General features: G+C 67.2%; 20 protein-coding genes. 14 read left to right on the top strand and 6 right to left on the bottom strand.

All coding sequences use genetic code 11. The annotated features are described in order from the left end of the window. Nucleotides 1-31: 31 nt before the first annotated feature. Both GVV86_RS12615 and GVV86_RS12610 read right to left on the bottom strand, forming a co-directional pair. Nucleotides 32-1,942, bottom strand: coding sequence for a glycoside hydrolase family 2 TIM barrel-domain containing protein (locus GVV86_RS12615; RefSeq protein WP_159802988.1), 1,911 nt, complete (start codon nt 1,940-1,942; stop codon nt 32-34). Nucleotides 1,943-2,030: 88 nt separating this feature from the next. Then, nucleotides 2,031-3,089, bottom strand: a complete 1,059-nt coding sequence (locus GVV86_RS12610) for a LacI family DNA-binding transcriptional regulator (RefSeq protein ID WP_159802987.1) — start codon at nt 3,087-3,089, stop codon at nt 2,031-2,033. Nucleotides 3,090-3,276: 187 nt separating this feature from the next. Here GVV86_RS12610 and GVV86_RS12605 point away from each other — a divergent pair, with 187 nt between their 5' ends. The 7 genes from GVV86_RS12605 (at nt 3,277) to GVV86_RS12575 (ending at nt 12,112) form a co-directional block, all read left to right on the top strand. Beyond that, complete coding sequence (locus tag GVV86_RS12605; RefSeq protein WP_159802986.1) at nt 3,277-4,596, top strand: ABC transporter substrate-binding protein; 1,320 nt, start codon at nt 3,277-3,279, stop codon at nt 4,594-4,596. 6 nt (nt 4,597-4,602) lie between these two features. Then, the gene (locus GVV86_RS12600) at nt 4,603-5,598 is read left to right on the top strand and encodes a carbohydrate ABC transporter permease (protein ID WP_159620607.1); all 996 of its coding nucleotides are present in this window, start codon (nt 4,603-4,605) and stop codon (nt 5,596-5,598) included. After that, the gene (locus GVV86_RS12595) at nt 5,595-6,515 is read left to right on the top strand and encodes a carbohydrate ABC transporter permease (protein ID WP_159620609.1); all 921 of its coding nucleotides are present in this window, start codon (nt 5,595-5,597) and stop codon (nt 6,513-6,515) included. Before GVV86_RS12600 ends, GVV86_RS12595 begins: the two co-directional genes overlap by 4 nt. A gap of 217 nt (nt 6,516-6,732) precedes the next feature. Further along, nucleotides 6,733-7,650: an aldose 1-epimerase family protein gene (locus GVV86_RS12590; protein WP_159803060.1), complete on the top strand. Its 918-nt coding sequence runs from the start codon at nt 6,733-6,735 to the stop codon at nt 7,648-7,650. A gap of 118 nt (nt 7,651-7,768) precedes the next feature. Further along, complete coding sequence (locus GVV86_RS12585) at nt 7,769-10,135, top strand: FdhF/YdeP family oxidoreductase (RefSeq protein WP_159802985.1); 2,367 nt, start codon at nt 7,769-7,771, stop codon at nt 10,133-10,135. A gap of 106 nt (nt 10,136-10,241) precedes the next feature. Next, a complete protein-coding gene (locus GVV86_RS12580) occupies nt 10,242-10,619 on the top strand; it encodes a YciI family protein (protein ID WP_159620613.1) in 378 nt (125 codons plus the stop codon). Continuing rightward, entirely contained in the window at nt 10,601-12,112 is a 1,512-nt protein-coding gene (locus GVV86_RS12575) for an RNA polymerase sigma factor (RefSeq protein WP_246669978.1), read from the top strand. The genes GVV86_RS12580 and GVV86_RS12575 overlap by 19 nt, the downstream gene beginning before the upstream one ends. Nucleotides 12,113-12,264: 152 nt before the next feature. Here the strand turns inward: GVV86_RS12575 and GVV86_RS12570 are convergent, their stop codons facing one another. The 4 genes from GVV86_RS12570 to GVV86_RS12555 form a co-directional block, all read right to left on the bottom strand. After that, complete coding sequence (locus GVV86_RS12570; RefSeq protein ID WP_159802984.1) at nt 12,265-12,579, bottom strand: DUF6457 domain-containing protein; 315 nt, start codon at nt 12,577-12,579, stop codon at nt 12,265-12,267. Nucleotides 12,580-12,683: 104 nt separating this feature from the next. After that, nucleotides 12,684-13,592: a carbohydrate ABC transporter permease gene (locus tag GVV86_RS12565; RefSeq protein ID WP_201291449.1), complete on the bottom strand. Its 909-nt coding sequence runs from the start codon at nt 13,590-13,592 to the stop codon at nt 12,684-12,686. 1 nt (nt 13,593) lies between these two features. Next, nucleotides 13,594-14,520, bottom strand: a complete 927-nt coding sequence (locus tag GVV86_RS12560; RefSeq protein WP_159802983.1) for a carbohydrate ABC transporter permease — start codon at nt 14,518-14,520, stop codon at nt 13,594-13,596. A gap of 99 nt (nt 14,521-14,619) precedes the next feature. After that, the gene (locus GVV86_RS12555; protein WP_159802982.1) at nt 14,620-15,861 is read right to left on the bottom strand and encodes an extracellular solute-binding protein; all 1,242 of its coding nucleotides are present in this window, start codon (nt 15,859-15,861) and stop codon (nt 14,620-14,622) included. Nucleotides 15,862-16,251: 390 nt separating this feature from the next. Between GVV86_RS12555 and GVV86_RS12550 the strand changes: the two genes are divergently transcribed. The 7 genes from GVV86_RS12550 to GVV86_RS12520 all read left to right on the top strand — a co-directional run bounded on the left by GVV86_RS12550 (nt 16,252) and on the right by GVV86_RS12520 (nt 22,281). Next, nucleotides 16,252-17,193, top strand: coding sequence for an SIS domain-containing protein (locus tag GVV86_RS12550; protein ID WP_159802981.1), 942 nt, complete (start codon nt 16,252-16,254; stop codon nt 17,191-17,193). Next, nucleotides 17,190-18,167: an ROK family protein gene (locus GVV86_RS12545; RefSeq protein ID WP_246669977.1), complete on the top strand. Its 978-nt coding sequence runs from the start codon at nt 17,190-17,192 to the stop codon at nt 18,165-18,167. Before GVV86_RS12550 ends, GVV86_RS12545 begins: the two co-directional genes overlap by 4 nt. Beyond that, on the top strand, nt 18,164-19,168 hold the full coding sequence (locus GVV86_RS12540; RefSeq protein WP_159802980.1) for a 1-phosphofructokinase family hexose kinase: 1,005 nt from the start codon (nt 18,164-18,166) through the stop codon (nt 19,166-19,168). Before GVV86_RS12545 ends, GVV86_RS12540 begins: the two co-directional genes overlap by 4 nt. After that, complete coding sequence (locus tag GVV86_RS12535; RefSeq protein WP_159802979.1) at nt 19,159-20,007, top strand: class II fructose-bisphosphate aldolase; 849 nt, start codon at nt 19,159-19,161, stop codon at nt 20,005-20,007. Before GVV86_RS12540 ends, GVV86_RS12535 begins: the two co-directional genes overlap by 10 nt. Before the next feature lie 3 nt (nt 20,008-20,010). Beyond that, the gene (locus tag GVV86_RS12530) at nt 20,011-20,808 is read left to right on the top strand and encodes a DeoR/GlpR family DNA-binding transcription regulator (protein WP_159620232.1); all 798 of its coding nucleotides are present in this window, start codon (nt 20,011-20,013) and stop codon (nt 20,806-20,808) included. Between the two features lie 35 nt (nt 20,809-20,843). Continuing rightward, nucleotides 20,844-21,623, top strand: a complete 780-nt coding sequence (gene nagB / locus GVV86_RS12525) for a glucosamine-6-phosphate deaminase (protein WP_159802978.1) — start codon at nt 20,844-20,846, stop codon at nt 21,621-21,623. A 103-nt stretch (nt 21,624-21,726) separates the two neighbouring features. Next, complete coding sequence (locus GVV86_RS12520) at nt 21,727-22,281, top strand: dihydrofolate reductase family protein (protein WP_159802977.1); 555 nt, start codon at nt 21,727-21,729, stop codon at nt 22,279-22,281. Nucleotides 22,282-22,341: the final 60 nt, after the last annotated feature.

The following is a 22,341-nucleotide window of genomic DNA, read 5'->3' as shown; positions in this document are numbered from 1 at the left end:
GCAGGTGGGCGGGCGGAAGCGGAACGGCGGCCTAGGAACCGACGGCGGCTGAGGCTGCGGGCCCCGGCTGCCGCTGCGGGAGGATCATCTCACCCTCATCCACGACGTTTTCGTGGGTTTCCTTCGCACCGTTGGTGACGATGGCACGGATCACCTCGACCGGAAGCTTCGGCTTCCGGTTTTCGTCGGTCAGCCCGTTGGCCTCCTGCATCGTGTCGGTGAGCTGGGTGTAGCAGAATCCCGCAAGGACCGGGCTCGTCTGCAGGGCGGAGAACAGGCCGCCGACGCGATCGGCGAAGTCTTCGGGCGAATCGACGGTGGAGTAGCCCCAGGTGACGATGGGGCTGTTCGGCGCATAGGTCACTCCGCCGAACTCCGAAACCATCACCGGCTTCCCGCTTGCACCGGTGGGAAGGGTCGTCAGCCTGCGGCCGGCCGGACCCACACCCTCAACGAGGCCCTCGACCGCCTCAGCGTTCGCATAGTTCGCCTTCAGCCCGTCGTGCGTCGTCGTGTAGTCGTGGATGGTCAGCAGATCGGACTCGGTGTGTTCCCAGCCGTCGTTGGAGACGACGGAGCGGGTCGGGTCGAGGGCCTTGGTGAGGTGGTACAGGGCCTGCACGAAGTGCTGCTGGGCGGGATCGTGCGAGATGTGCTGGACGCCCCAGCTCTCGTTGACCGGAACCCAGGTGACGATCGAGGGGTGCGAGATGTCGCGTTCGACGACGCTCATCCATTCGCGGGTGACCCGCTGGACGGCGGTCGGGGAGAATTCGAAGGTGCTTCCGATCTCGCCCCAGATCAGCAGGCCCAGGCGGTCCGCCCAGTAAAGGAAGCGGGGGTCCTCAACCTTCTCGTGGAGCCGTGCCGAGTTGAACCCCAGGTCCTTGATCAGCTGGATCTCGTCCTGGATGGCCTGGGAGTCCGGCGCGGTGTACAGGGAATCGGGCCAGAAGCCCTGCTCGAGCACGGAGCGCACGTAGAACGGGCGGTCGTTGAGCAGGAAGTGGCCGCCGGCTTCGCCTACGCTGCGCAGTCCCAGATAGGACCAGATCTCGTCGAGGACGTTGCCCTCCCTGTCCATTAGAACGACGCGCGCATCGAGGAGCCGCGGGTGGGCGGGCGACCACAGGAGGTTCTCGTAGGCCTGGCCGTTCGCCTGGTGGGCCAGCGCGCTCGTCATGGTGAACCGGGGCTGGGAGGAGAACGCCTGATGGGTGCCGAGGGGTTTCCCGCGGTAACTGAGCTCGACCCGGACGCTCACCTCGTCGACCGGACGAGAGGACAGTTCGACGTCGAGGCTCACCGTCCCGCCGGGCACGTCGGTTCGCCACGCGATCCGGCGGACGAAAGTGGCGGGGACGGCCTCGAGCCAGACCCGCTGCCAGATCCCGGTCGAGCGGTGGTACCAGATGACGTGGGGCTCCTCGAGCCAGTCCTGCTTGCCGCGCGGCTGGGAGACGTCGTGGGGGTCGTCCTCGGCCCGGACGACGAGGACGAAGTCCTCCCCTGTCCTCGCCTGCTCCGTGACGTCGAAGGAGAACGGCGTCTGGCCGCCCTCGTGGGTGCCCAGCAGCCGGTCACCTGCCCACACCGAGGCGCGGTAATCCACCGCACCGAAGTGGATCAGCACCCGGTCGTCACCGCCGGTCCACCCGCTCGCGGCAATGTCGGCCGGGGTGAGGGTGCGCCGGTACCAGACCACGGGATGGAAGCCCGTGGCGCCGATGCCGGAGCGGGTGGATTCGGGCGGGAACGGGACGAGGATCCGTTTGCTGAAGCTGGTCGTTCCGGCTGCCCACCCGCTGGCAATCCCGGTATTTGAGTCGTCATGCTCGAACTCCCATTCCCCCGACAGATCGTGCCAGTGGCGCCGGACGAGCTGGGGCCGCGGGTAGGTGCCGTCTTGGGTGCTTGCACTGAAGGAGGAAGAGTTAGGCATGGCGTCAATCCTGTCCGAATTTTTCAACGCTGTAAAGTCGATTTTGCGAAACGTTCAATGATGACGCTAGTTCGGTTGAGGTGCCCGATCAGGCCGACGGAACGGCCGGCTCGCCCTCGGACACAGCCAGTTCGGAGCGCACGGACGGAGTGCTCTGCCGGATCGTGAGTCCATGGGGGACGATCCGGTGCCGGCCCACACCGCGGAAGCCGTCGATGCGCTCGGTCAGCAGTTCGAGGGCCGTCGAAGCCAGCGCAAATTTGTCCGGAGCCACCGAGGTCAGGCTCGGCGTCGTGTACTGTCCGATGGCTGTGTCGTCCCACCCGAGCACCGCGATTCCATCCGGCACCGAAATGCCGGCGGCGGCGCAGGCACGCAGAGCTCCGGCGGCGAACTTGTCGTCGCGGCAGACGATGCCGTCGATGGAAACCCCGCGCTGCAGGGCAGCCCGAACCGCCTCATCGCTCGCTTCGGACGAGAAGTCCCGCACCGACAGCACGAGCCCGGGATCCGGATCCAACCCCGCCTCGATCAGGCCCTGCTGGTAGCCAAGCAGCCGCTTGTCCGTCGAGAAGGTGACGTCGTCCTCGACGACGCCGAGGAAGGCGATGCGGCGCCGTCCCTGCCGGAGGAGGAATTGGACGGCCTCGGCCGCTGCGGCAACGTTGTCGATCATCACGTGGTCGCTGGTCGCCGGCATCGCCCCCTCCCCCAGCAGCACCAGCGGAGTGTCGTGGTGGAGCTTTGCGATGGACAGCGCGCCGATACTGACCGGATGGAAGATGATGCCGTCCACCAGGCCGGCTTCCCGGTCCTCGAGCACTGCGTGTTCGGCCTCGAGCTTGCCCAGGGTCTGCTCAATGATGACCCGGTAGTTCCGCCGCGCCGCCTCTTCGGCGATCTGGCGGGAGATCTCCGAGAAGTAGGGGTGGTCGATTTCCGGGATGGCGAGGGCGATCATGCCGGTTTTGCCCGTAACGAGGCGGCGGGCGGTCAGGTTCGGCCGGTAACCGAGCTTGTCGATGGCGGCCTGCACCCGGAGCCTCAGTTCGGGCGCCACGTGCGGGTAATCATGGACAACGTTGGACACGGTCTTCGTCGACACGCCTGCAACTTCGGCCACGTCGACAAGTCTTACTCGCTTCACTGCCACCCCCTTCGCTGGAAAATTAATACTAGTGGACAGATCGGTCTCATTGGGGCGTACTAGACATACAACTTTACAACGCTGTATCTTGAGGCAACGTCTACGGAACGCCGCCTTGCCGGATGGGCCGCCTGACAACGATGCGAAACGCCACGGGCGCTGCGCACCACTTTCACCGAGGAGGACAATGATGACCTATCCGAAGCGGTTCATCCGTAACCGTGTATCCGCAGCCACCGCCATCGGCGCGACGGCACTTCTGGCACTCACCGCCTGTGGAGGCGGCGGAGCCCAGCAGGGCACGGCCACGGAGTTCACCGGTGAATACACCGGTCCGAAGGTCGAACTCGACTACTGGAACGGGTTCACCGGCGGTGACGGCCCGTTCATGGAACAGATGGTCGAAGAATTCAACGCCGAGCACGACAACATCAAGGTCGTCCCCAACACCATCAAGTGGGCCGACATGTACCAGAAGCTCCCCGCCGCTGTGCAGGCCGGAGAAGGCCCCGATGTCGGGGTCATGCACCTTGAGCAGCTGTCGACCAACGCCGCCCGCAACGTCATCGTTCCCGTCGACGACCTCGCGGAGGAGCTCGAGCTGACCGGCGAAGACTTCACCGAAGAGGTCTGGGACGCAGGCGTGTACGAGGACGAGCGCTACGGCATCCCGCTGGACGTTCACTCGCTGGCGATGTACTACAACACCGAGCACTTCGAAAAGGCGGGCATCACCGAGGCCCCCACCGACGCCGCATCCTTCGAAGACGCGCTGAAGAAGCTCAAGGCCGCCGGTTACGAAAACCCGTTCTGGATGCCCGCGAAGTGGCCCAGCCACCTCATGAACCTCTCCCTCCTGTGGCAGAACGGCGGCGAGCCCTACGACGCCGATGGCGCCAAGGCGACCTTCGATTCTGAGGCCGGCGTCGAGGGACTCGAATGGCAGACCTCGATCATCGATGAGGGGTACAGCCCGAAGAACGTCGCCATCGATTCCCAGTACGTCGCCTTCAAGAACGGTGAGAACTCGATCACCTGGGACGGCATCTGGCAGTTCAACGACCTCGAAGCCGCCGGCGTACCTTACGCCGCTGCCCCGATCCCCGTGATCGGCGAGGAAGACGCAGTGTGGGCCAGCTCGCACAACTTCTTCCTCCCCCGCCAGGCCACTCCCGACGAGAACAAGACGAACGCCGCGAAGGTCTTCATCGCCTGGATGAGCGAGAACTCCGAAGCCTGGGCCGGCTCGGGCATGATTCCGGCCCGCACGTCGGTGCGCGAAGGCGGGGCACTTGATGGAACCCCGCAGGAACCGATCGCTGCGAAGGTCGACTCCATGAAGTTCCTGCCTCCCGTCCCGGGTCTGGGCACTGTCCAGGCCGAAACTCTCGAGGTCGGCGTCGACAACGCGATCCTCGGCGAGCAGGAGCCCAAGGAAGCCCTTTCAAAAGTTGCTGCGAAAGCATCCCAGCTGATGGAAGAAAACCAAGCCTCGTTTGGAAAATAGCCAAAAATGAAATCCTCATCCAAGGTGGGCGCCTCCTCGAAGGGGGAGGCGCCCGGGCGTCAGCCGACCACTACGCCCACACGAATTGCGGCCCCGAAAACGAATAAGGGTGTCGCCAAGCAGGCCGCAGGCACTCCGTGGCTGTTCCTTGCTCCGTACCTGATCCTTTTCATCGGGTTCGTTCTCATCCCCATCGTCTTTGGCCTCTGGATCAGCCTTCACGCCTGGGACTACACCCGTCCGCTTCAGCCCTTCGTCGGGCTGGCGAACTACGTGTCGCTGTTCCAGCCCGATTCGCCCTACTTTGAGAGCTTCTGGAGCTCGATGCAGGCAACGGGCATCTTCACCGTCTTCAGCGTTCCGCTGCTGCTGACCATCCCGCTGGCCGTCGCACTGCTGATGGCCTCGAAATTCCCGGGCCGGAACTTCTTCCGCGCCGTGTACTTCGCGCCGTACGTCCTTGGCGTCGCAGTGATTTCGGTGCTCTGGCGCTACCTGCTCGACAACAACATCGGACTCGTCAACTACTACCTCGGCGTGATCGGCCTGCCGGACGACATCGCCTGGACGACCTCCACCCCCGCGGCCTGGGTTGCCCTCATCGGCGTGACGGTGTGGTGGACCCTCGGGTTCAACGCCGTCATCTACCTGGCGGCACTGCAGGACATCCCCGCGGAGCTGTATGAAGCGGCGAGGGTCGACGGCGCCAACAAGTGGCAGCAGTTCATGAATGTCACAATCCCCGGGCTGCGCCCCGTGTTGTCCTTCGTCACCATCGTCACGCTCATCGCCTCGGTGAACATGTTCGGCCAGTCCTACCTGATCACCCTTGGCGGCCCGGGCCGTGAGACCCGCACCGCGATCTACCAGATCGCCGAAACGGGCCTGCGCAACTTCCAGATGGGGAACGCGGCGGCCATGAGCTACGTGCTCACCCTGTTCCTCATGCTCCTGAGCCTCATCGTGTTCTGGCTCTTCCGTGAAAAGAAGGAGGGGAAATGACACAGCTCACCGAATCCGGTGCGTCAACAGCATCCGGGGCATCCGGGGCAGGAAACGGCGGACGCCTGCCCACCAAGCGCAAGGATCCAGCCGGGCGGCGCAAGATGGTCCTGCGGCTGATCATCCTCAGCATCGTGGCGCTGATCTTCATCAGCCCGCTCATCTTCATGTTTGTTACCTCCTTCAAGACGCGTGCGGATGCCACCGGCATCCCGCCGAGCTGGATTCCCGACCCGTTCTCGCTGCAGGCGTACGAGTCGATCCTCGCCCCCGGCAGCAGCACCCCGGTGCTGCGCTGGTTCCTCAACAGCATGGTGGCCGCGCTGCTCCACGCGGCCCTCGTCGTCGTCATCTCCGCCCTCGCCGCCTACCCGCTGGCGCGGATGGAGTTCCGGGGCAAGAAGATCGTGTTCGGGGTCATTGTCGCCACGCTGCTGGTGCCCCCGGTCATCCTGATCATTCCGAACTACCTGATCGTGAGCGGCCTCGGCTGGCTCAACGCCCTGGTGGCGATCATCGTCCCGACCGCGGCGTCCGCCTTCGGTGTGTTCTTCATGCGGCAGTTCTTCGGAGCGCTGCCTGAAGACCTTGAGGAAGCCGCCCGGCTCGATGGGGCGAACCGGTTCGAGATGTTCACCAAGATCATCCTGCCGCTCGCGAAGCCCGCAATGGCCACGCTGGCGCTGCTGGCGTTCCTCACCAACTGGAACGACTTCCTGTGGCCGATCTACGTGCTCTTCAGCCCTGATGTGCAAACCCTGCCCGCGGGCCTTTCGACGCTCCAGTCGGCCAATGCGGTGAGGTACGACCTGCTGATGGCCGGTGCCGTGATGGCAAGCCTTCCGGTCCTGGCGCTGTTCGTCTTCCTCCAGAGGTTCATCATCGAGGGAGTCTCACGCTCCGGTGTGAAGGGCTAACCCCTGAAGGGCTGACCCCCGAAGGGCTGACAACGGTTCCCGATTCCCCCTGGCACACGCGCCGGGGGGAATCGCCCGTTAATCGCCACGTCAGTGGACGGCCGGAACCCGATCCCTGCGCACTAGACTTCTGGAGGCACCTCCCGCGGAGGCGCCCTCCAAGCAAGCACCCAGCACCCAGCACCCAGCACCCAGCCCAGAGGAACTCATGACACCGATGGACCCCGCAGTGCCCGTCTCGGGCCACCAGTACACGCTTCGCGCCGGCGGCTACACCGCCGACATCGCCAGCGTCGGAGCCTCGGTCCGCCGGCTGCGCTTCGAGGACCGGGACCTCGTCGTGCCCTACGAGGAATCCGAGGTCCGCCCCTTCTTCCGCGGTGCGCTATTGGCGCCCTGGCCCAACCGGATTGTCGACGCCCGGTACACCTTCGGCGGGAAGGAAAACTTCCTCGCAATGACCGAGCCCAACCGCGGTCACGCCCTGCACGGGCTGATGGCGTGGCAGGACTGGCTTCCCGAGGAGCACACCGAGTCCTCCGTCAGGCTCCGCGCCGAGGTGGTCCCCCAGGACGGATACCCCTTCCGCCTCCTGGTCCAGGTCGACTACGTGCTCGACGACGGCGGCCTGCACACCACGGTGACGGCGACAAACACCGGGCACTCCCCCGCCCCCTACGGCACTGCACCGCACCCGTACCTCGTGGGCGGGAGCGGCCGCGTCGACGAATGGACCCTCTCCCTGCCGGCGGACTCCGTCCTGAACGTCACCGAGGACCGACTGATCCCTACGACCCTCGACCCGGTGCACCCGGAGTTCGATTTCCGCGCTCCGCGCCCGGTGGACACAACCTTCATCGACCATGCCTTCACGGACCTTGCCTACGACGCCGACGGGCGGGTCACCGTGGGCGTCACCGGCACCGACGGCCGCGGTGCGGGCATCACCTTCGGCCAGGACTGCCCCTGGGTTCAGGTGCACACCGCGGACCAGCCAGACCCTGCGGTCTCCCGCATCGGCATGGCCGTCGAGCCCATGACGTGCCCGCCGGATGCCTTCAATTCGGGCACCGACCTCGTCGTACTGGCTCCCGGAGACTCCCACGAGGCGCGCTGGAGCATCCACACCCTCTAGGGGCCAACAAAGGGTTGCGGCGGCTCCGCGGGCCTGCTAGTCCTGAGGGACAAGGTGTTCCGCAGAGGAACCGGCATGCGCCCAGGGACGAGCGGTGCCGGAAGAAGGGAAGTGCACCGTGGTCCGCAGCAACCCTCCGGTCGAGGAACCCGACGAGAAGAACGTCGAGGTCAAGGACCGGCCAAAAGACTGGGCCGCCGGCGTGCCGGGGGTCTACTACTCAATGAAGCCGGCGCTCGAACACATGGGGGTGGACCGGACCCGGAAGACCCTGCTGGCGTTGAACCAGAAGGACGGCTTCGACTGTCCCAGCTGCGCCTGGCCCGACCCGAACCACCGCAAGGCCTTTGAGTTCTGCGAGAACGGAGCCAAAGCGGTCACCTGGGAGGCCACGCCCGTCGTCATCGGCTCGGAGTTCTGGGACGAACACTCGCTGACCGACCTGCGCGCACGCACCGAGTACTGGCTCGGCATGCAGGGCCGGCTCACCGAGCCCGTCTATAAGGCCGCGGGCGAGGACCACTACCGCCCGGTGGGCTGGGACGAGGCGTTTTCGATCGTTGCCCGGAAACTGAACTCCCTGGCCTCCCCGCATGAGGCGGCCTTCTACACCAGCGGGCGGACCTCGAACGAGGCAGCGTTCCTCTACCAGCTGTTCGTCCGGGGCTTCGGCACGAACAACCTGCCCGACTGCTCAAACATGTGCCACGAGTCCTCGGGCTGGGGCATGGGCCAGACGATCGGCATCGGCAAGGCCACCATCACCTATGACGACTTCGCGCGCTCGGACCTGATCATCATCCTCGGCCAGAATCCGGGGACCAACCATCCGCGCATGCTCACCGCGCTGGAGGAGGCCAAGGAGTACGGCGCGAAGATCGTCGCCGTGAACCCCCTGCCAGAGGCGGGCCTGCGGAGGTACAAGAACCCGCAGCGGGTCAGCGGCATCGTCGGGCGCGGCACCGAGATCGCCGATCAGTTCCTGCAGATCCGGCTCGGCGGCGACATGGCGCTGCTCCAGGCCGTCTCGAAACGGGTCTTCGAGGCCGAGGAAAAGAATCCGGGCACGGTCCTCGACCACGAGTTCCTCGAGAAGCACTGCGAAGGCCTCGACGAGCTCCGCGAGCACCTCGCCCAGCTCGACGAGCAGACGGTGCTTGAGGCCACCGGACTGCGCAGCGAGGAGATCGACGAGCTCGCCGCACGCTACCTGCGGGCCGAGCGGGTCATCATCACGTGGGCAATGGGGATCACCCAGCAGAAAAAGGCGGTCCCCACCATCAAGGAGATCATCAACCTGCTGCTGCTGCGCGGCAATATCGGCAAGCCCGGTGCCGGGGCCTCCCCCATCCGCGGGCACAGCAACGTGCAGGGCGACCGCACCATGGGCATCTGGGAGCAGATGCCGTCGACCTTCCTCGACGCGCTCGGCAAGGAGTTCTCCTTTGAGGCGCCGCAGGACCACGGCGTCGACGCCGTCGAAAGCATCCACCAGATGCGGGACGGGAAGATCAAGGTGCTCGTCGCCCTCGGCGGCAACCTCGTCTCGGCCATTTCCGACACACAGGTCGCCGAGGCGGCCTTCGCCAAGACCGAGATGACCGTGCAGATCTCCACCAAGCTCAACCGCTCCCACCTGATCACCGGGGAGGAGGCCCTGATCCTGCCGACCATGGGGCGCACCGAAATCGACGTGCAGGAGAGCGGGCGCCAGTTCGTCTCGGTCGAGGACACCGTATGCGCCGTCCACCCCTCATTTGGCAGCGTGGAGCCGGTGTCGCACACCCTGCTCTCCGAGCCGGCGATCATCAGCCGGCTGGCCCGCGAGACGCTCGGCGACCGGGTGAAGGCGGACTGGGCCGGCTTCGAGAAGAACTACGACCTCATCCGCGAACACATCTCCCACGTCGTTGAGGGCTGCGAGAACTACAACGAGCGGATCCGCCAGGACGGCGGTTTCGTGCTGCCCAACGGACCGCGGGACTCGCGGACCTTCCGCACCCCCACCGGGCGAGCGGTACTGACCGTGAACGACCTGGAACCCCTCGAGCGTCCGCCGGGCAGCCTGATCCTTCAGACCATACGCTCCCACGACCAGTGGAACACCACCATCTACGGGCACAATGACCGCTACCGTGGCATCCGGAAGGGCCGCCACGTGGTGTTCATCAGCCCCGAGGATATTGCCGAGCTCGGGCTGTCCGACGGCCAGCAGGTCGACCTGCACGGCGTCTACGACGACGGGATTCAGCGGGTGCTGCGCGACTTCCGTGTGGTGTCCTACCCCACCGCCCGGGGCTGCGCCGCGGCCTACTACCCGGAGGCCAACGTCCTGGTCCCGCTGGACTCGGTGGCCGAGGGAAGCAACACGCCGGTGTCGAAGGCGGTCCTGATCCGGCTCGAGCCGACGGCTGGTGACGCGGCGGATGAGGAGGCCGGTGATGCGGCGCGCGCGAAGGCCGGTTCCGCGGCGGCGCCGGCCTGAAAATTCTGTGGGATTTCCCCCGTGGAAATGTCGATTCGGGGCTGCATGGGCCGTCATGGGGATACGGGACGCACCCCGCGCCCGCCGAATGTGAAAGGCCGAAACCATGCGTTACTCCCTGCTCCTGAATAACCCCGAGCCTGCCGACGCCGGCATCACCGAAGAGGACATGGCCCCCTTCCGGGAGGCCTTCGATGCGTATGCGAAGTCGCTGGACGCCGCGGGCATCCTCGTCGCCGCGGAGATCCTCAAGCCGGCCGAGATGACCACGACGGTGACGCTGCGGACGGGCACCCTCTCCATCCAGGACGGACCGTTCGCCGACACCAAGGAAAAGCTCGCCGGCGCCTTCGTCATCGACGTCCCGGACCTTGACGAGGCGCTCGCCTGGGCCTCCAAGTGCCCGGGTGCCCAGTACGGGGTGATCGAGATCCGCCCGTCAGCGATTTCCTTCCGCGAGGGACAGTGGCGGGAACTGGGCTGAGCACTGCCGAGGCGCGGGCTCGAGCCGAGTCCGTGGCCCGCGCCTCCTACGGCCGCCTGCTCGCCCTGCTCGCCGCACCCACCGGCGACCTCCAGGCCGCCGAGGACGCGCTGGCCGACGCGTTCCTCCGCGCGCTGACGACCTGGCCGGATTCAGGCATCCCGGAGAACCCCGAAGCCTGGCTGTTCACGGTGTCGCGCAACCGGCAGCGGGACCGCTACCGGTCGGCGGCCTACCGCACCTCGGTGCCGTTGGAGCCCGATACCGGTTCCTCCGGAGCAGGTTCCCCGGGTGTCACATCCCGGAGAACAGGCTCCCTGGGGGTTGTCCCCTCACCGGTCGGGTCCGGCTCCGCACTGCCGGGTGCCGTGCACTGGGACGAGGTCGATGTCGAGGCGATTCCGGATCGACGGCTCGCCCTGCTCTTCGTCTGCGCCCACCCGGCCATCGCCCCGGGCGTCCGCACGCCACTGATGCTCCAGGTGGTCCTCGGCATTCCGTCGGACCGGATCGCCTCGGCCTTCGCCGTGCCGGCACCGGCGATGGCACAGCGCCTCGTGCGGGCCAAGCGGCGCATCCAAGAGGCCCGCATTCCCTTCGTCCTGCCCGATACAACGGTGCTGAAGGAGCGCCTGCCCGCGGTGCTCGAGGCGGTGTACGGCGCGTATGCCCTCGACTGGCGGCACGCCCTGCCGGGAACGCGAACGGTTCAGGCAGCAGCCGGGATCGGTGAACCAGCCGGGACGGACGCCGAGGCTCCTTCCCCGGCAGGAATGGACGCCGAGGCCCGCTCCCAAACAGACGCGGACGCCGGGGCCCGCAACGAAGCCGGGCCGGACACCGGCCCTCCCGAGAACCTCGCCGCCGAGGCGCTGTACCTTGCGACGGTTCTCACTGAACTGCTTCCCAACGAGCCGGAGGCGCACGGACTGGCCGCGCTGATCTGCCTGTCGCTGGCCCGAGGAACTGCACGTACTGCCTCGGCCGGTGGGTTCGTGCCCCTCGCCCTTCAGGACACCAGCCTTTGGGATCGTGGTCTGATCGCCCGCGGGGAGGAACACCTGCGGCACGCCCACACCCTGGGGCGAATCGGAAGGTTCCAGCTCGAGGCCGCGATGCAGTCGGTCCACTGCGCCCGGGCCCGCACGGGGAGGACCGACTGGCAGGCGCTGCTCCGCCTCAACGAGGCATTGGTGGCCCTTACACCGACCCTCGGAGGGATCGTCTCACTCGCCTCCACCCTGGGCGAGGCATCCGGCCCGAACGCGGGCCTGTCCTTCCTCGACGCGGCCAAGGCCCCGGCTCTCGATGATTTCCAGCCAGCCTGGGCAACCCGAGCCCACCTGCTGGCCGAGGCGGGTCGCACCGCGGAGGCGTCCGCGGCCTACAGCAGGGCCCTGGCGCTGACGACCGATCCGGCGCTGCGAGGCTTCCTCGAGCAGGCACTGCAGCGCCTCTCGGCCCCCGGGCCGCCGGCAGCCGACTCCGCCTAGTCAACGCCAAGCCAAACCCCGACGCCACCCCCGACGCGGAGCACCCCGAGGGCCCTTTCGGCTGCACGTCCGGCGCATCCTCCCGCCGAGACTGCAGGTCACCACCCTTTGACACGGGCTTTCGGTGGTGTACTGCACACTCGCGGCGGTGGTTACTGCGCGGTGCCGGTCCAGCCTTTTTCTTCGCGCTCGTCGCCCGTGGCAAGCACCCGCAGCACGGTGGAGGCGGCCTTCTGCACTGCCTCGTCTGCGCCCTTACGACCCTTGGTGTTGACGGTGCCGGCCGCATACCCCACGAGGAAGGCGCTGATGGCTCCCGCGTTCGGCGAGACCGCGGCCGAAGACCGATCGGCCACCTCACGGATTTTGGCGGAGTCCACCTCGAGGTCGAGGATCTGCAGCGCCTGGGTCAGGGTGCGGCTCCAGTCGCTGAGCTCGCGTTCCTCTGCGTCGGGACTCGTTGTCATCGCTTCTCCTTCGAAACGCTCCGCTGCGGACATCTTCTAGGGATAGCACCGCAGGAGGCGCTTCACAACGAAAAACTGGAAGCGTCCTCGATGCTTCGGCCCGGTTACTTGACGGCTCCCGCAGTCAGCCCACCGATCAGCCTCTTTTCGATCAGGGCGAAAAGGATGATCACGGGAATGATCGCCACGACCGAGATGCCGAACACGTACTGCCAGCTCGTTGCGTACTGACCGATGAACTTGGTCAGCGCCACCGACAACGGCTGGTTTTCGGCCGTGGACATGATCACCAGGGAGGCTGCGAACTCGTTCCAGGAGGAGACGAAGGTAAAGATGATCGCCGTGACAATGCCGGGCCAGACGAGGGGAAGGTTGACCCGGAACAGGACCATGAGCCGGCCGGCACCGTCGAGCTGGGCTGCCTCGTCGATCTCCTTGGGGATGCCGGCAAAGAAGCTGTGCATGATCCACAGCGCGAACGAAAGGTTGAAGGCTGCGTTGATCAGGATCATCGCCAGCCACGTGTCGTTGATGTCGAGGACCAGCATCTGGCGGAACAGCCCCGCAGTCAGGACGGCCGGCTGCAGCATCTGGGTCACGATCACCAGGAACAGGAAGGCGAGCTTTCCCGGGAAGCGGAAACGCGCCGTGTAGTACGCCGCGGGCGTGGCGACCAGGAGCACGAGCAGCGTCGCAAAGATCGAGATGATCAGCGTCGAGATGAGGTTGTAGGGCAGCGGGGTCTCCGGGGTTGACCACATCGAGACGTAGTTGCCTAGCTGGAGTCCGTCCTGCGGGAAGTACCGCGGCGGCACCCCGAGAATTTCAGGACGCGTCTTGAGCGACCCGACGAGCATGATCAGGTACGGCGTCAGGAAAACCAACGCGATGATGACGCCGACCGCAACGCGCAGTCCGAGCCGCCGTCCGCTGATTCCGTCGGGGCCGTACCTGCGGACGCGGACCTGCTGGGGAGGGGCCGGAACGGCCTCGACCGGGGTACTGACTGACACCTCAGGTCTCCTTCATGGGCTTAACGAGCTTCACGTACGCCGCGACGATCAGAACGACGACGGCGAAATTGACCACGCTCAGGGCGCTGGCGATATCGAGGCGCCGGTCGAACTGGAGCACCTTGAAGATGTAGGTCATCAGGGTGTCGGCGCTGTAGCCGGGAATCGACCCGGTCATGATGCGCAGGATAGGCAGGTTGTTGAAGACGTTGATGACATTGATCAGCACGGCCACCGCGAGCGCCCCGCGCAGCTGCGGCAGCACCACGCTGAAGTAGGTGCGGACCGGGCCGGCGCCATCCACCTTGGCCGCTTCGAGGGCGTCACCGGGAACGGCCTGAAGGCCGGCGAGGATCGTGTAGGTGGTGAAGGGGATCGAGACGAACACCGCGACGACGATCGCGGCGCCGAGCGCCGTCGCCACGTTCTTGGTGAAGCCATAGCTGGAATCGAGGATGCCGATGTCGACGAGGAAGGCGTTCATGATGCCGTAGTCACGGTCCAGGCCATAGTAGAAGACGGTCGTCGTCATGACGACGCTGGCCGCCCACGGGACGACGACGGCCATGCGCACCAGGGTGCGGCCGGGGAAGGGTTTGTTGAGGAAGTTCGCCAGCGCCAGCGACAGCACGACCGTCACCGAGACCACAACGACCACCCAGACCAGGGTGTTCACCAGGATGCGCGGCAGGTTGGGATCGGCGAAGACCGAGGCGAAGTTGTCGAACCCGACGCCTTCGACATTGGTTCCGGCCTGGCTGATCCTGCGGGTGGAGTTGTAGATCATGTAGCCGGCGGGGAAGAGGACCACCCCGAAGATGAGGAGCAGGACGGGACCGACCCAGGGCAGGGCCGCCCACAGGCTGTCCCGGTTCTGGAGGCCGCCGGGCCTCCGCCCCCGGGTGATCGGGGCTGAAAATGTGCTCATGTGCGGTTCGTTCCTTGGGGAACGCGAGGGAGCCGGCCGAATGGGCCGGCTCCCCTGCTGGCGGACTAGAGATGCGCTCCGGTGACGGACCGCACGGGATCAGGCGGCGTCGGCCTTGGCCTGGATCTGGTCGAGCACCGTCTTGGCGTCCTGGTCCTCAAGCTGGCCCATGAGCGACTTGAAGGCGCCGTCGGTCGCGTTCCACGCCGGGTTGGACGTGGGGTAGAACTTGGCGTCGGGGAGCATCTCCAGGAAGGGCTTGAGGTCCTCGTTGGAGGCCATGGCCTCGGCGCCGCTCTTGGTGGTGGGAAGGAAGCCTTCGGTCTCCACCCAGTTCACGTAGGTGTCGCTTTCAAAGAAGAAGTTCATGAACTCGGTGATGGCCTCCTGCTTGTTGTCGTCGTTCTTGAAGGCCATCAGGCGGTCAGCGACACCGAGGGTGGCGGGCTCACCGCTCTTGGTGGGAACGTTGGCCACCCCGTAGTTGAGGTCCGGGTTCTCCTTCTCGATCTGGCCGACGGTCTGCGGGAGGGCGTAGACCATACCGATCTGGCCCTGGGCAAAGACGTTGATCATCGGGGTGCGCTGGGTTGCTCCGGGGTCGGGCTGGGTGACTCCGTCGGTGATCATCTTCTTCATGAACTCGGCCGCTTCGATGTTTTCCGGGGTGTTCACGGTGATCTCGGATTCGTCGCCGAAGCCGCCGCCGTTGCCCGCGAACCAGATGAGGCTTTCACCCTGGGCCTCCTCCGAGCCCAGCGGCATGCCGTACCCGGGAGTACCGGTGTCGGTGATCTTCTTGGCCGCGTCGTAGAGTTCGTCCCAGGTCGTCGGCGGCTCGGCGACGCCGGCCTCCTCCATCAGGTCCTTGTTGTAGAACAGGGCACGGGCCGAGGCGATCAGCGGAAGGCCGTACTGGGTGCCTTCGAACGACTCATTCTCGGCGAAGGACTCCTGGAAGTCGCTGATGACGTCCTCCGAGGCGATGTCCTCGGCCGGGTACAGCAGTCCCTCTGCTGCAAAGGCGGAGAAGGCACCGCCGTTGTAGATATCCGGGGCCTCGCCTGCCTGGATCTTGGTCTGCAGGACCGACTCGAGGTTCTCCCAGGATTCGATCTGGAGGTCCACGGTGATGCCGTCATTGGCAGCCTCGAACTCCTCGACCACGCCCTCCCACAGCGCCTTCGTGCCGTCGGAATAGCTCGGCACGAGCATGTTGAGGGTGGTGTCTCCACCCTCGCCCCCGCCCTCGGAGCCGCCTCCGCCGAATCCGCAGGAGGTGACCATCAGGGTCCCAGCGGCAACAGCTGCCACCAGGCCGCTACGCAGTCTGTTCTTCATGAAATCCTCTTTCAGGTGATGTTTCGAGTGAGAGCACCGAGGGGGTGTCCTGATCCCGACGGGCTGGACGGCCAGAAGCGCGGCTCGAGGTTGCAGAGTGGTGTTTTGTGATACCTGAAGGCGCTCCCCAATCACAAGGAATCACCCAATTCCAAAATAATGACGTGATGTGCGTCTCACGTCAAGGGAAACTCGCCGGGCCCGGGCAGCGGGTAACGGCGGATCGAAGGGTCGGTTCCGGCGGTCGACCCGTCCCCGGCCGCCGCCGAGGGGGAGTCCCGACACTGATCGAGGTTGAGCACTGGACATCTGGATCGATCACGAGCCATCATGGGAGCACGCACCCCCATCGTTTCCCGCACCGGGCGCCACCGCCCGAAGGAGCCACCCATGGCACAGCCCGCCGACCCGTCCACGCCTCCGGCCGCCCTGCCCGGTCGGCACATGTCCGCCGAGCTGTACTCCCAGCCCGAGGTGTGGGAGCGCGCCATCGCTCAGGCCGGGACGGAACAGTCGCCGATTCCGGCCGACGGCGCGCGCGTCGCCGTCGTGGGCTGCGGGACGTCCTGGTTCATGGCGCAGTCCTACGCCGCCGCCCGCGAAACCGCAGGCCGGGGTGAAACCGATGCCTTCGCTGCATCGGAAGCCTTGGTGCTGGAGACCCGGGCCTACGACGCGGTCGTTGCCATCACCCGCTCCGGCACGACCAGCGAGATCCTGACCCTGCTGACGCAGCTGAAGGGCCGGGTTCCCACCCTGGTGATCCTCGGCGACCCCACCTCCCCCGCCGCCGGACTGGCGGACGCCGTCGTCGCCCTTCCCTACGCCGACGAGTCCTCGGTGGTGCAGACGCGCTTCGCCACCACCGCCCTTGCCTACCTGCTGGCCACCCTCGGGCACGACCTGACCGGCGCAGTCGCCGATGCGCGGCGGGCCCTTGAGGAGCCGGTTGCCCAGGACCTGCTCGACGCCGAACAGTTCAGTTTCCTCGGCACGGGCTGGACCGTGGGCCTCGCGCACGAGGCGGCCCTAAAGATGCGGGAGGCCGTGCAGGGATGGACCGAGTCCTATCCCGCCATGGAGTACCGGCATGGCCCCATCGCCATCGCCGCCCCCGGCCGCGTCACCTGGCTGTTCGGCCCGTCCCCGGACGGGCTGGCGACGGAGGTCGAGGCAACCGGAGCGTTCTTTGCCGCCCCGGACCTCCATCCGCTGGCCGGCCTGGTCCGGGTGCACAAACTGACCCTGGAACGGGCCCTCGCCCGCGGCCTCGACCCCGATGTTCCCCGGCACCTGTCCCGCTCCGTCATTCTCGGGGCCGAATCCCCGTGAGCGTCGTGGTGGAGCCCACACCCGAACCGGAGGTGCGCAGCAGCACCGGCAAGCCCCCGCCCGCCCGCGGCGTCCTGGCCTTCGACGTGGGCGGCACCGACATGAAGGCCGCCCTGCTAGACGACGCCGGAGACCTCCACGCCCTGGTCCGAATCCCCACCCCCCGCGACGAGCGGCATCCTGGTGACGCCATCGTGGCGAAGGTCGCCGCCCTGACCGGGGAGTACCGGGCACGGTTCCCGGACTGTTCCATCGAATCCATCGGCTTCGTGGTGCCAGGGCTCGTTGACGAGGACGCCGGCATCGGCCTCATGTCGGCCAACCTCGGCTGGCGGGACTATGCCTTCACCGAGAACATCACCCGTGCCACCGGCCTGCCCGTGGCCTTCGGGCACGACGTCAGTATCGCGGGAGAGGCAGAGATGCGGGCCGGCGCCGGGCGCGGGCTGCGCGACGTCGTCATGATGGTCATCGGCACGGGCATCGCCGCGGCGGTCTTCTGCGACGGCCGCCGGGTGCGCGCCGGCGGGTACGCCGGCGAGATCGGTCACGCGGCCGTGCCCGGCGGATTCGCCTGCCCCTGTGGTGCCACCGGCTGCCTCGAGACCGTTGGGTCCGCCGGAGCGATCACCCGTCGGTACAGCGAACTCTCCGGTTCGCCGGTGTCCGGGGCGAAGGGCGTCCTCGAGGCGGCCCGCCGCGGCGACCCGCACGCCGTCCAGGTCTGGGATGACGCCGTCCGCGCCCTGGCGTTCAGCATCTGCCAGCTCTCGGCGGTCCTTGGCACTGAGGCAGTAATCCTCGGCGGCGGGCTCGCCCAGGCCGGCCCTGCGCTCCTGGATCCGCTGCGCGAACGGGTGAAGTCCGGCCTGTCATTCCACCGGGTTCCGCACCTCACCACCTCGGTGCTCGGCCAGGATGCCGGGCTGATCGGGGCAGGCCTTCGGGCCCGGGACCTGGTGGCCGGGCCGTGACGGAAGCCCCTCCCGCCGGACGGGTGCTCACCGTGACGCCGAACCCGGCACTGGACGAAACCTACACGGTGGCCGGACTCGTCCCCGGTGCCACCCACCGGGTGGGGACCCCTTTCGTGCGGGCCGGAGGCAAGGGCCTCAACGTCGCCCGGGTCCTCCACCAGCAGGACGTCCCGGTGCTTGCCCTTGCCCCCGTCGGCGGGCCCGCCGGCGGGCAGTACCGCACCGATCTCGCCGCCAGCGGCATCCCGGCGGCCCTCGTCCCCATCGCAGCGCCCACCCGGCGGAGCCTCGCCTTCCACGATTCCGCAGCCGGTGACACCACCCTGTTCAACGAGACGGGCCCGCCTCTCGACGGCGCCGAATGGGCGGCGCTCCAGGCGCAGATCGACGCTGCCGTCCCGGGCGCCGGCTGCGTCGTCGGCTCGGGCAGCCTGCCGCTCGGAGCTCCCGATGAGTTCTACGCCGGACTCGTGCGGCGCGCCGGGCGGACAGGGATTCCGGCGATCATCGACGCCTCGGGGCCCGCGCTGCTGCGTGCCGCCGAAGCCGGGGCTGACGCCCTCAAGCCGAACGCCGCCGAACTGAGTGAAGCGACAGGCACCCGGGACCCGGTCGAGGGCGCGCGGCTCCTGATCGGCCTCGGAGCACGCCGCGTCTTCGTCAGCTGCGGGGAGGACGGGATGCTCGCCGTCACGGCCGAGGACCCCGACGGCCACCTTCATGCCGCCCTCCCCCGGCCGCTGCGTGGCAATGCAACCGGTGCCGGTGACGCCGCGGTGGCCGCACTCGCCGCACTTCTCGTCTCCGGCCACCGGGACACCGAGGAGCTCCTGCGCACCGCCACCGCATGGTCGGCGGCCGCCGTGCTCATGCCCGCGGCCGGTGAAATCCATGAGGACCACCGCCGGCTGGCGGAAACCCTCGTGGTCACCCGGCGCACCGGGGGCGTCGGCACGCCGGGCACCCCGGCCGGCCGGAAGGACACGCCATGGGACTGACTCCGACGCGCGACCTTCTCACTGCGGCATTCGCCGCGGGAACCGGAATCGGTGGGTTCAACGTGCTGCACCTCGAGACGGCAGAGGCAATCGTTGAAGGCGCCGAATCCGCCGGGCTCCCGGTGATCCTCCAGATCTCCCAGAACTGCTCGGCCTACCACGGTGCGCTCGCGCCCCTCGCCCTCGCCTGCCGTGCCGTCGCGGCAGGCGCCCATGTGCCGGTGGCACTTCACCTCGACCACGCCGAGGACGAACGGCTCGTCGACGAGGCCATCGAGCTGGGCTTCGGATCGGTGATGTACGACGGCTCAACCCTTCCCTACGCCGAAAATGTTCGATCCACGGCCCGGGTGGCAGGGCGGGCCCACGACGCCGGCGTGCTGGTGGAGGCGGAGCTGGGACGCATCGGCGGCAAGGACGGAGCCCACGCCCCCGGGGTCCGCACCGATCCGGGCGAGGCGCGCAGCTTCGTCGAGGCGACAGGGGTCGATGCCCTCGCCGTCGCCGTGGGATCTTCGCACGCCATGACCGAGCGGACCGCGTCCCTCGATGTCGACCTCGTGCGGGAACTGCGCGCGGTGCTTGAGGTTCCGCTCGTGCTTCACGGCTCCTCGGGGGTTCCGGATGACACGCTCGTCGCGGCGGTCCGGGCCGGGATGACGAAGATCAACGTCTCAACCCACCTGAACGGCTTCTTCACCCGGGCGGTGCGCGGTGTACTCGAGGAGCAGCCGAACCTTGTGGACTCACGGCACTACCTGGGTGCCGGACGGCGGGCCCTGGCCCCCGAGGCGGCGCGCCTCCTGCGGCTGCTCGCCCTTTCAGAGGGTGGGAGCTGAGCGATGGAAAAGACCGAGCGGCTCAACGCCATCCTGGACCTGCTCGCCGCCGACGGCCACGTGCAGGTCGAAGATATCGTCCGGGAGCTGAAGGTTTCCCCCGCGACGGCCCGGAGGGACCTCGACAGCCTGGCCACCCAGCGCCTGCTCACCCGGACCCGCGGCGGGGCCACCATGGAGTCGGTCGCCTACGACCTTCCCACCCGGTACAACCGCGACGACCACACAGCGCAGAAGCAGGCCATCGCCCAGGCCGCCAGCGCCCTGGTCCCCAAGGGCGCGGTGATCGGGCTCTGCGGTGGCACCACGAGCACGGCCATCGCCCAGGCCCTGGGCATGCGGCCCGACCTGCTCGAACCCTCGAACAAACCGACCCTCACCGTGGTCACGAACGCCATCAATATCGCAGTGCAGCTTGTGGTTCGGCCGAATATCCGCATCATGGTTACCGGTGGGGTGGTGAACCCACGCTCCTACGAGCTGGTGGGGCCCTACACCGACGTGATCCTGCAGCGCGTCGCGCTCGACATCGCCTTCGTCGGGGTGAATGGCCTCGATCCCGAGGTCGGCCCCACCGTCAACGACGAGGGCGAAGCGGCGGTCAACGCCCTGATGGCCCGCCGCGCCTCCGAGACCTACATCGTCGCGGACTCATCGAAAATCGGGATGCGGAGCTTCGCGACCATGACCGGTTTTGTCTTCAACAACCTCATCACCGACAGCGGTATCACCGCCGCCCAGAAAAAAGCGTTCGAAGCCGGCGGCACGAAGGTGATCGTCGCCCCACCCGCCCCGCTCTGACCGACACCCGAATCCGCCGTAACGATTGGCTCCCCATGCACATCGTCATCCTCGCGAACGCCGCCGACATCGGCGGGTACGCCAGCGACCGAATCCTCAAGCGGTTAGCCGCCGGCACGCTCCGCACCTTGGGGGTGGCCACCGGGTCCTCGCCGCTGTCCCTCTACAAGGAACTTGAGCGCAGGTGGACACCCGCGCTCGGTTCCCTCAACGCCTTCGCGCTCGATGAGTACGTCGGGCTGCCTCCGGGCCACCCTGAAAGCTACGCCTCGGTGATCCGCCGGGAGGTCACCGACCGGCTCAGGCTCGACCCGGCGAAGGTCCACGTGCCGCAGGGCAACGCGCCGGACCTGCAGGCGGCATGTGCCGAATTCGAGGCCGCCATCGCCGCCGCCGGTGGCATCGACCTGCAGATCCTTGGGATCGGACGCAACGGGCACATCGGCTTCAACGAGCCGACCTCCTCCCTTGCCTCCCGGACCCGCGTCAAGACGCTGATGTCCGCGACCCGGGTCGATAATTCGCGGTTCTTCACCGACGAACACCAGGTGCCCAGCCACTGCGTAACGCAGGGGCTGGGCACCATCCTCGAGGCACGGGAGGTGCTTCTCGTGGCACAGGGGGCGGCCAAGGCGGAGGCGATCGCACGGGCGGTCGAGGGACCGGTGTCGAGCATGTGTCCCGCGTCGGTGCTGCAGCTTCATCCCCGGGCAACCCTGGTCATCGACGAGGAAGCGGCCCAGCAGCTCACGCTGCGCGAGTACTACCGTTACGTGCAGGAGAACCCTGTCGAAAGGGCGACCGGGGCGCCCTGAGCCGCCAGCGGTCCGGCGCGTTCGGGGCAGGATCGGCCGGACCTGCGGCACCGACCGGACCGGGAAGGGTGCCCTGCCCGGGCAAAGCAACTACCCTGCTGTCATGCCGCGCGTCATTTACAACACCGCCACCTCGTTCAACGGGTTCATCGCCGATGAGTCCAACTCGCTTGACTGGCTCTTCGCCGCCGAAGCCCCCGACCCGGCCGGCCATGAACGGTTCCTCTCCGGGATCGGCGTGCTGGTCCAGGGCTCGACAACCTACGAGTGGGTTCTCCGGGAGGAGAATCTGCTGGAGGCGCCCGAGAAGTGGCCGACCTATTTTGGACCCCGACCCACCTTTGTCTTCACCTCCCGGACCCTGCCAGTCCCGGAGGGAGCGGACGTCCGCTTCGTCAGCGGGGCGGTGGACACGGTATTGGAGCGCTTGACCGAGGCAGCCGGCGACCGGGACATCTGGATTGTCGGCGGCGGCGACCTCGCCGGGCAGTTCCTCGACAGCGGACATCTCGACGAGATCCAGATTTCGGTCGCCCCGGCGGCTTTGACCGGCGGCGCCCCCCTGTTTCCCCGACGGGTCAATCCCGACGCCCTGGTGCTGCGCGAAGCGACCCAACAGGGGCAGTTCGCCCAACTCATCTATGAGGTGAGGCGGTAAGGCCGGCGCCTGGATTCCCGACAAGCAGGCGGCGTCAGTCAGGCGGCGTCAGTCAGGCGG

This window comes from Arthrobacter zhaoguopingii (assembly GCF_009828595.1).
Lineage (GTDB): Bacteria > Actinomycetota > Actinomycetes > Actinomycetales > Micrococcaceae > Arthrobacter_D > Arthrobacter_D zhaoguopingii.
This window is presented reverse-complemented; position numbering and strand designations above follow the sequence as displayed.

Excerpts from the sequence above, each read along its gene's own strand:
- GVV86_RS12550 (WP_159802981.1), top strand. The coding sequence starts at position 16,252 with ATGGCACAGCCCGCCGACCCGTCCACGCCTCCGGCCGCCCTGCCCGGT.
- GVV86_RS12530 (WP_159620232.1), top strand. The coding sequence starts at position 20,011 with ATGGAAAAGACCGAGCGGCTCAACGCCATCCTGGACCTGCTCGCCGCC.
- GVV86_RS12595 (WP_159620609.1), top strand. The coding sequence starts at position 5,595 with ATGACACAGCTCACCGAATCCGGTGCGTCAACAGCATCCGGGGCATCC.
- GVV86_RS12600 (WP_159620607.1), top strand. The coding sequence starts at position 4,603 with ATGAAATCCTCATCCAAGGTGGGCGCCTCCTCGAAGGGGGAGGCGCCC.
- GVV86_RS12580 (WP_159620613.1), top strand. The coding sequence starts at position 10,242 with ATGCGTTACTCCCTGCTCCTGAATAACCCCGAGCCTGCCGACGCCGGC.
- GVV86_RS12570 (WP_159802984.1), bottom strand. The coding sequence starts at position 12,579 with ATGACAACGAGTCCCGACGCAGAGGAACGCGAGCTCAGCGACTGGAGC.
- GVV86_RS12555 (WP_159802982.1), bottom strand. The coding sequence starts at position 15,861 with ATGAAGAACAGACTGCGTAGCGGCCTGGTGGCAGCTGTTGCCGCTGGG.
- GVV86_RS12520 (WP_159802977.1), top strand. The coding sequence starts at position 21,727 with ATGCCGCGCGTCATTTACAACACCGCCACCTCGTTCAACGGGTTCATC.
- GVV86_RS12560 (WP_159802983.1), bottom strand. The coding sequence starts at position 14,520 with ATGAGCACATTTTCAGCCCCGATCACCCGGGGGCGGAGGCCCGGCGGC.
- nagB (WP_159802978.1), top strand. The coding sequence starts at position 20,844 with ATGCACATCGTCATCCTCGCGAACGCCGCCGACATCGGCGGGTACGCC.
- GVV86_RS12590 (WP_159803060.1), top strand. The coding sequence starts at position 6,733 with ATGGACCCCGCAGTGCCCGTCTCGGGCCACCAGTACACGCTTCGCGCC.
- GVV86_RS12615 (WP_159802988.1), bottom strand. The coding sequence starts at position 1,942 with ATGCCTAACTCTTCCTCCTTCAGTGCAAGCACCCAAGACGGCACCTAC.
- GVV86_RS12535 (WP_159802979.1), top strand. The coding sequence starts at position 19,159 with ATGGGACTGACTCCGACGCGCGACCTTCTCACTGCGGCATTCGCCGCG.
- GVV86_RS12605 (WP_159802986.1), top strand. The coding sequence starts at position 3,277 with ATGATGACCTATCCGAAGCGGTTCATCCGTAACCGTGTATCCGCAGCC.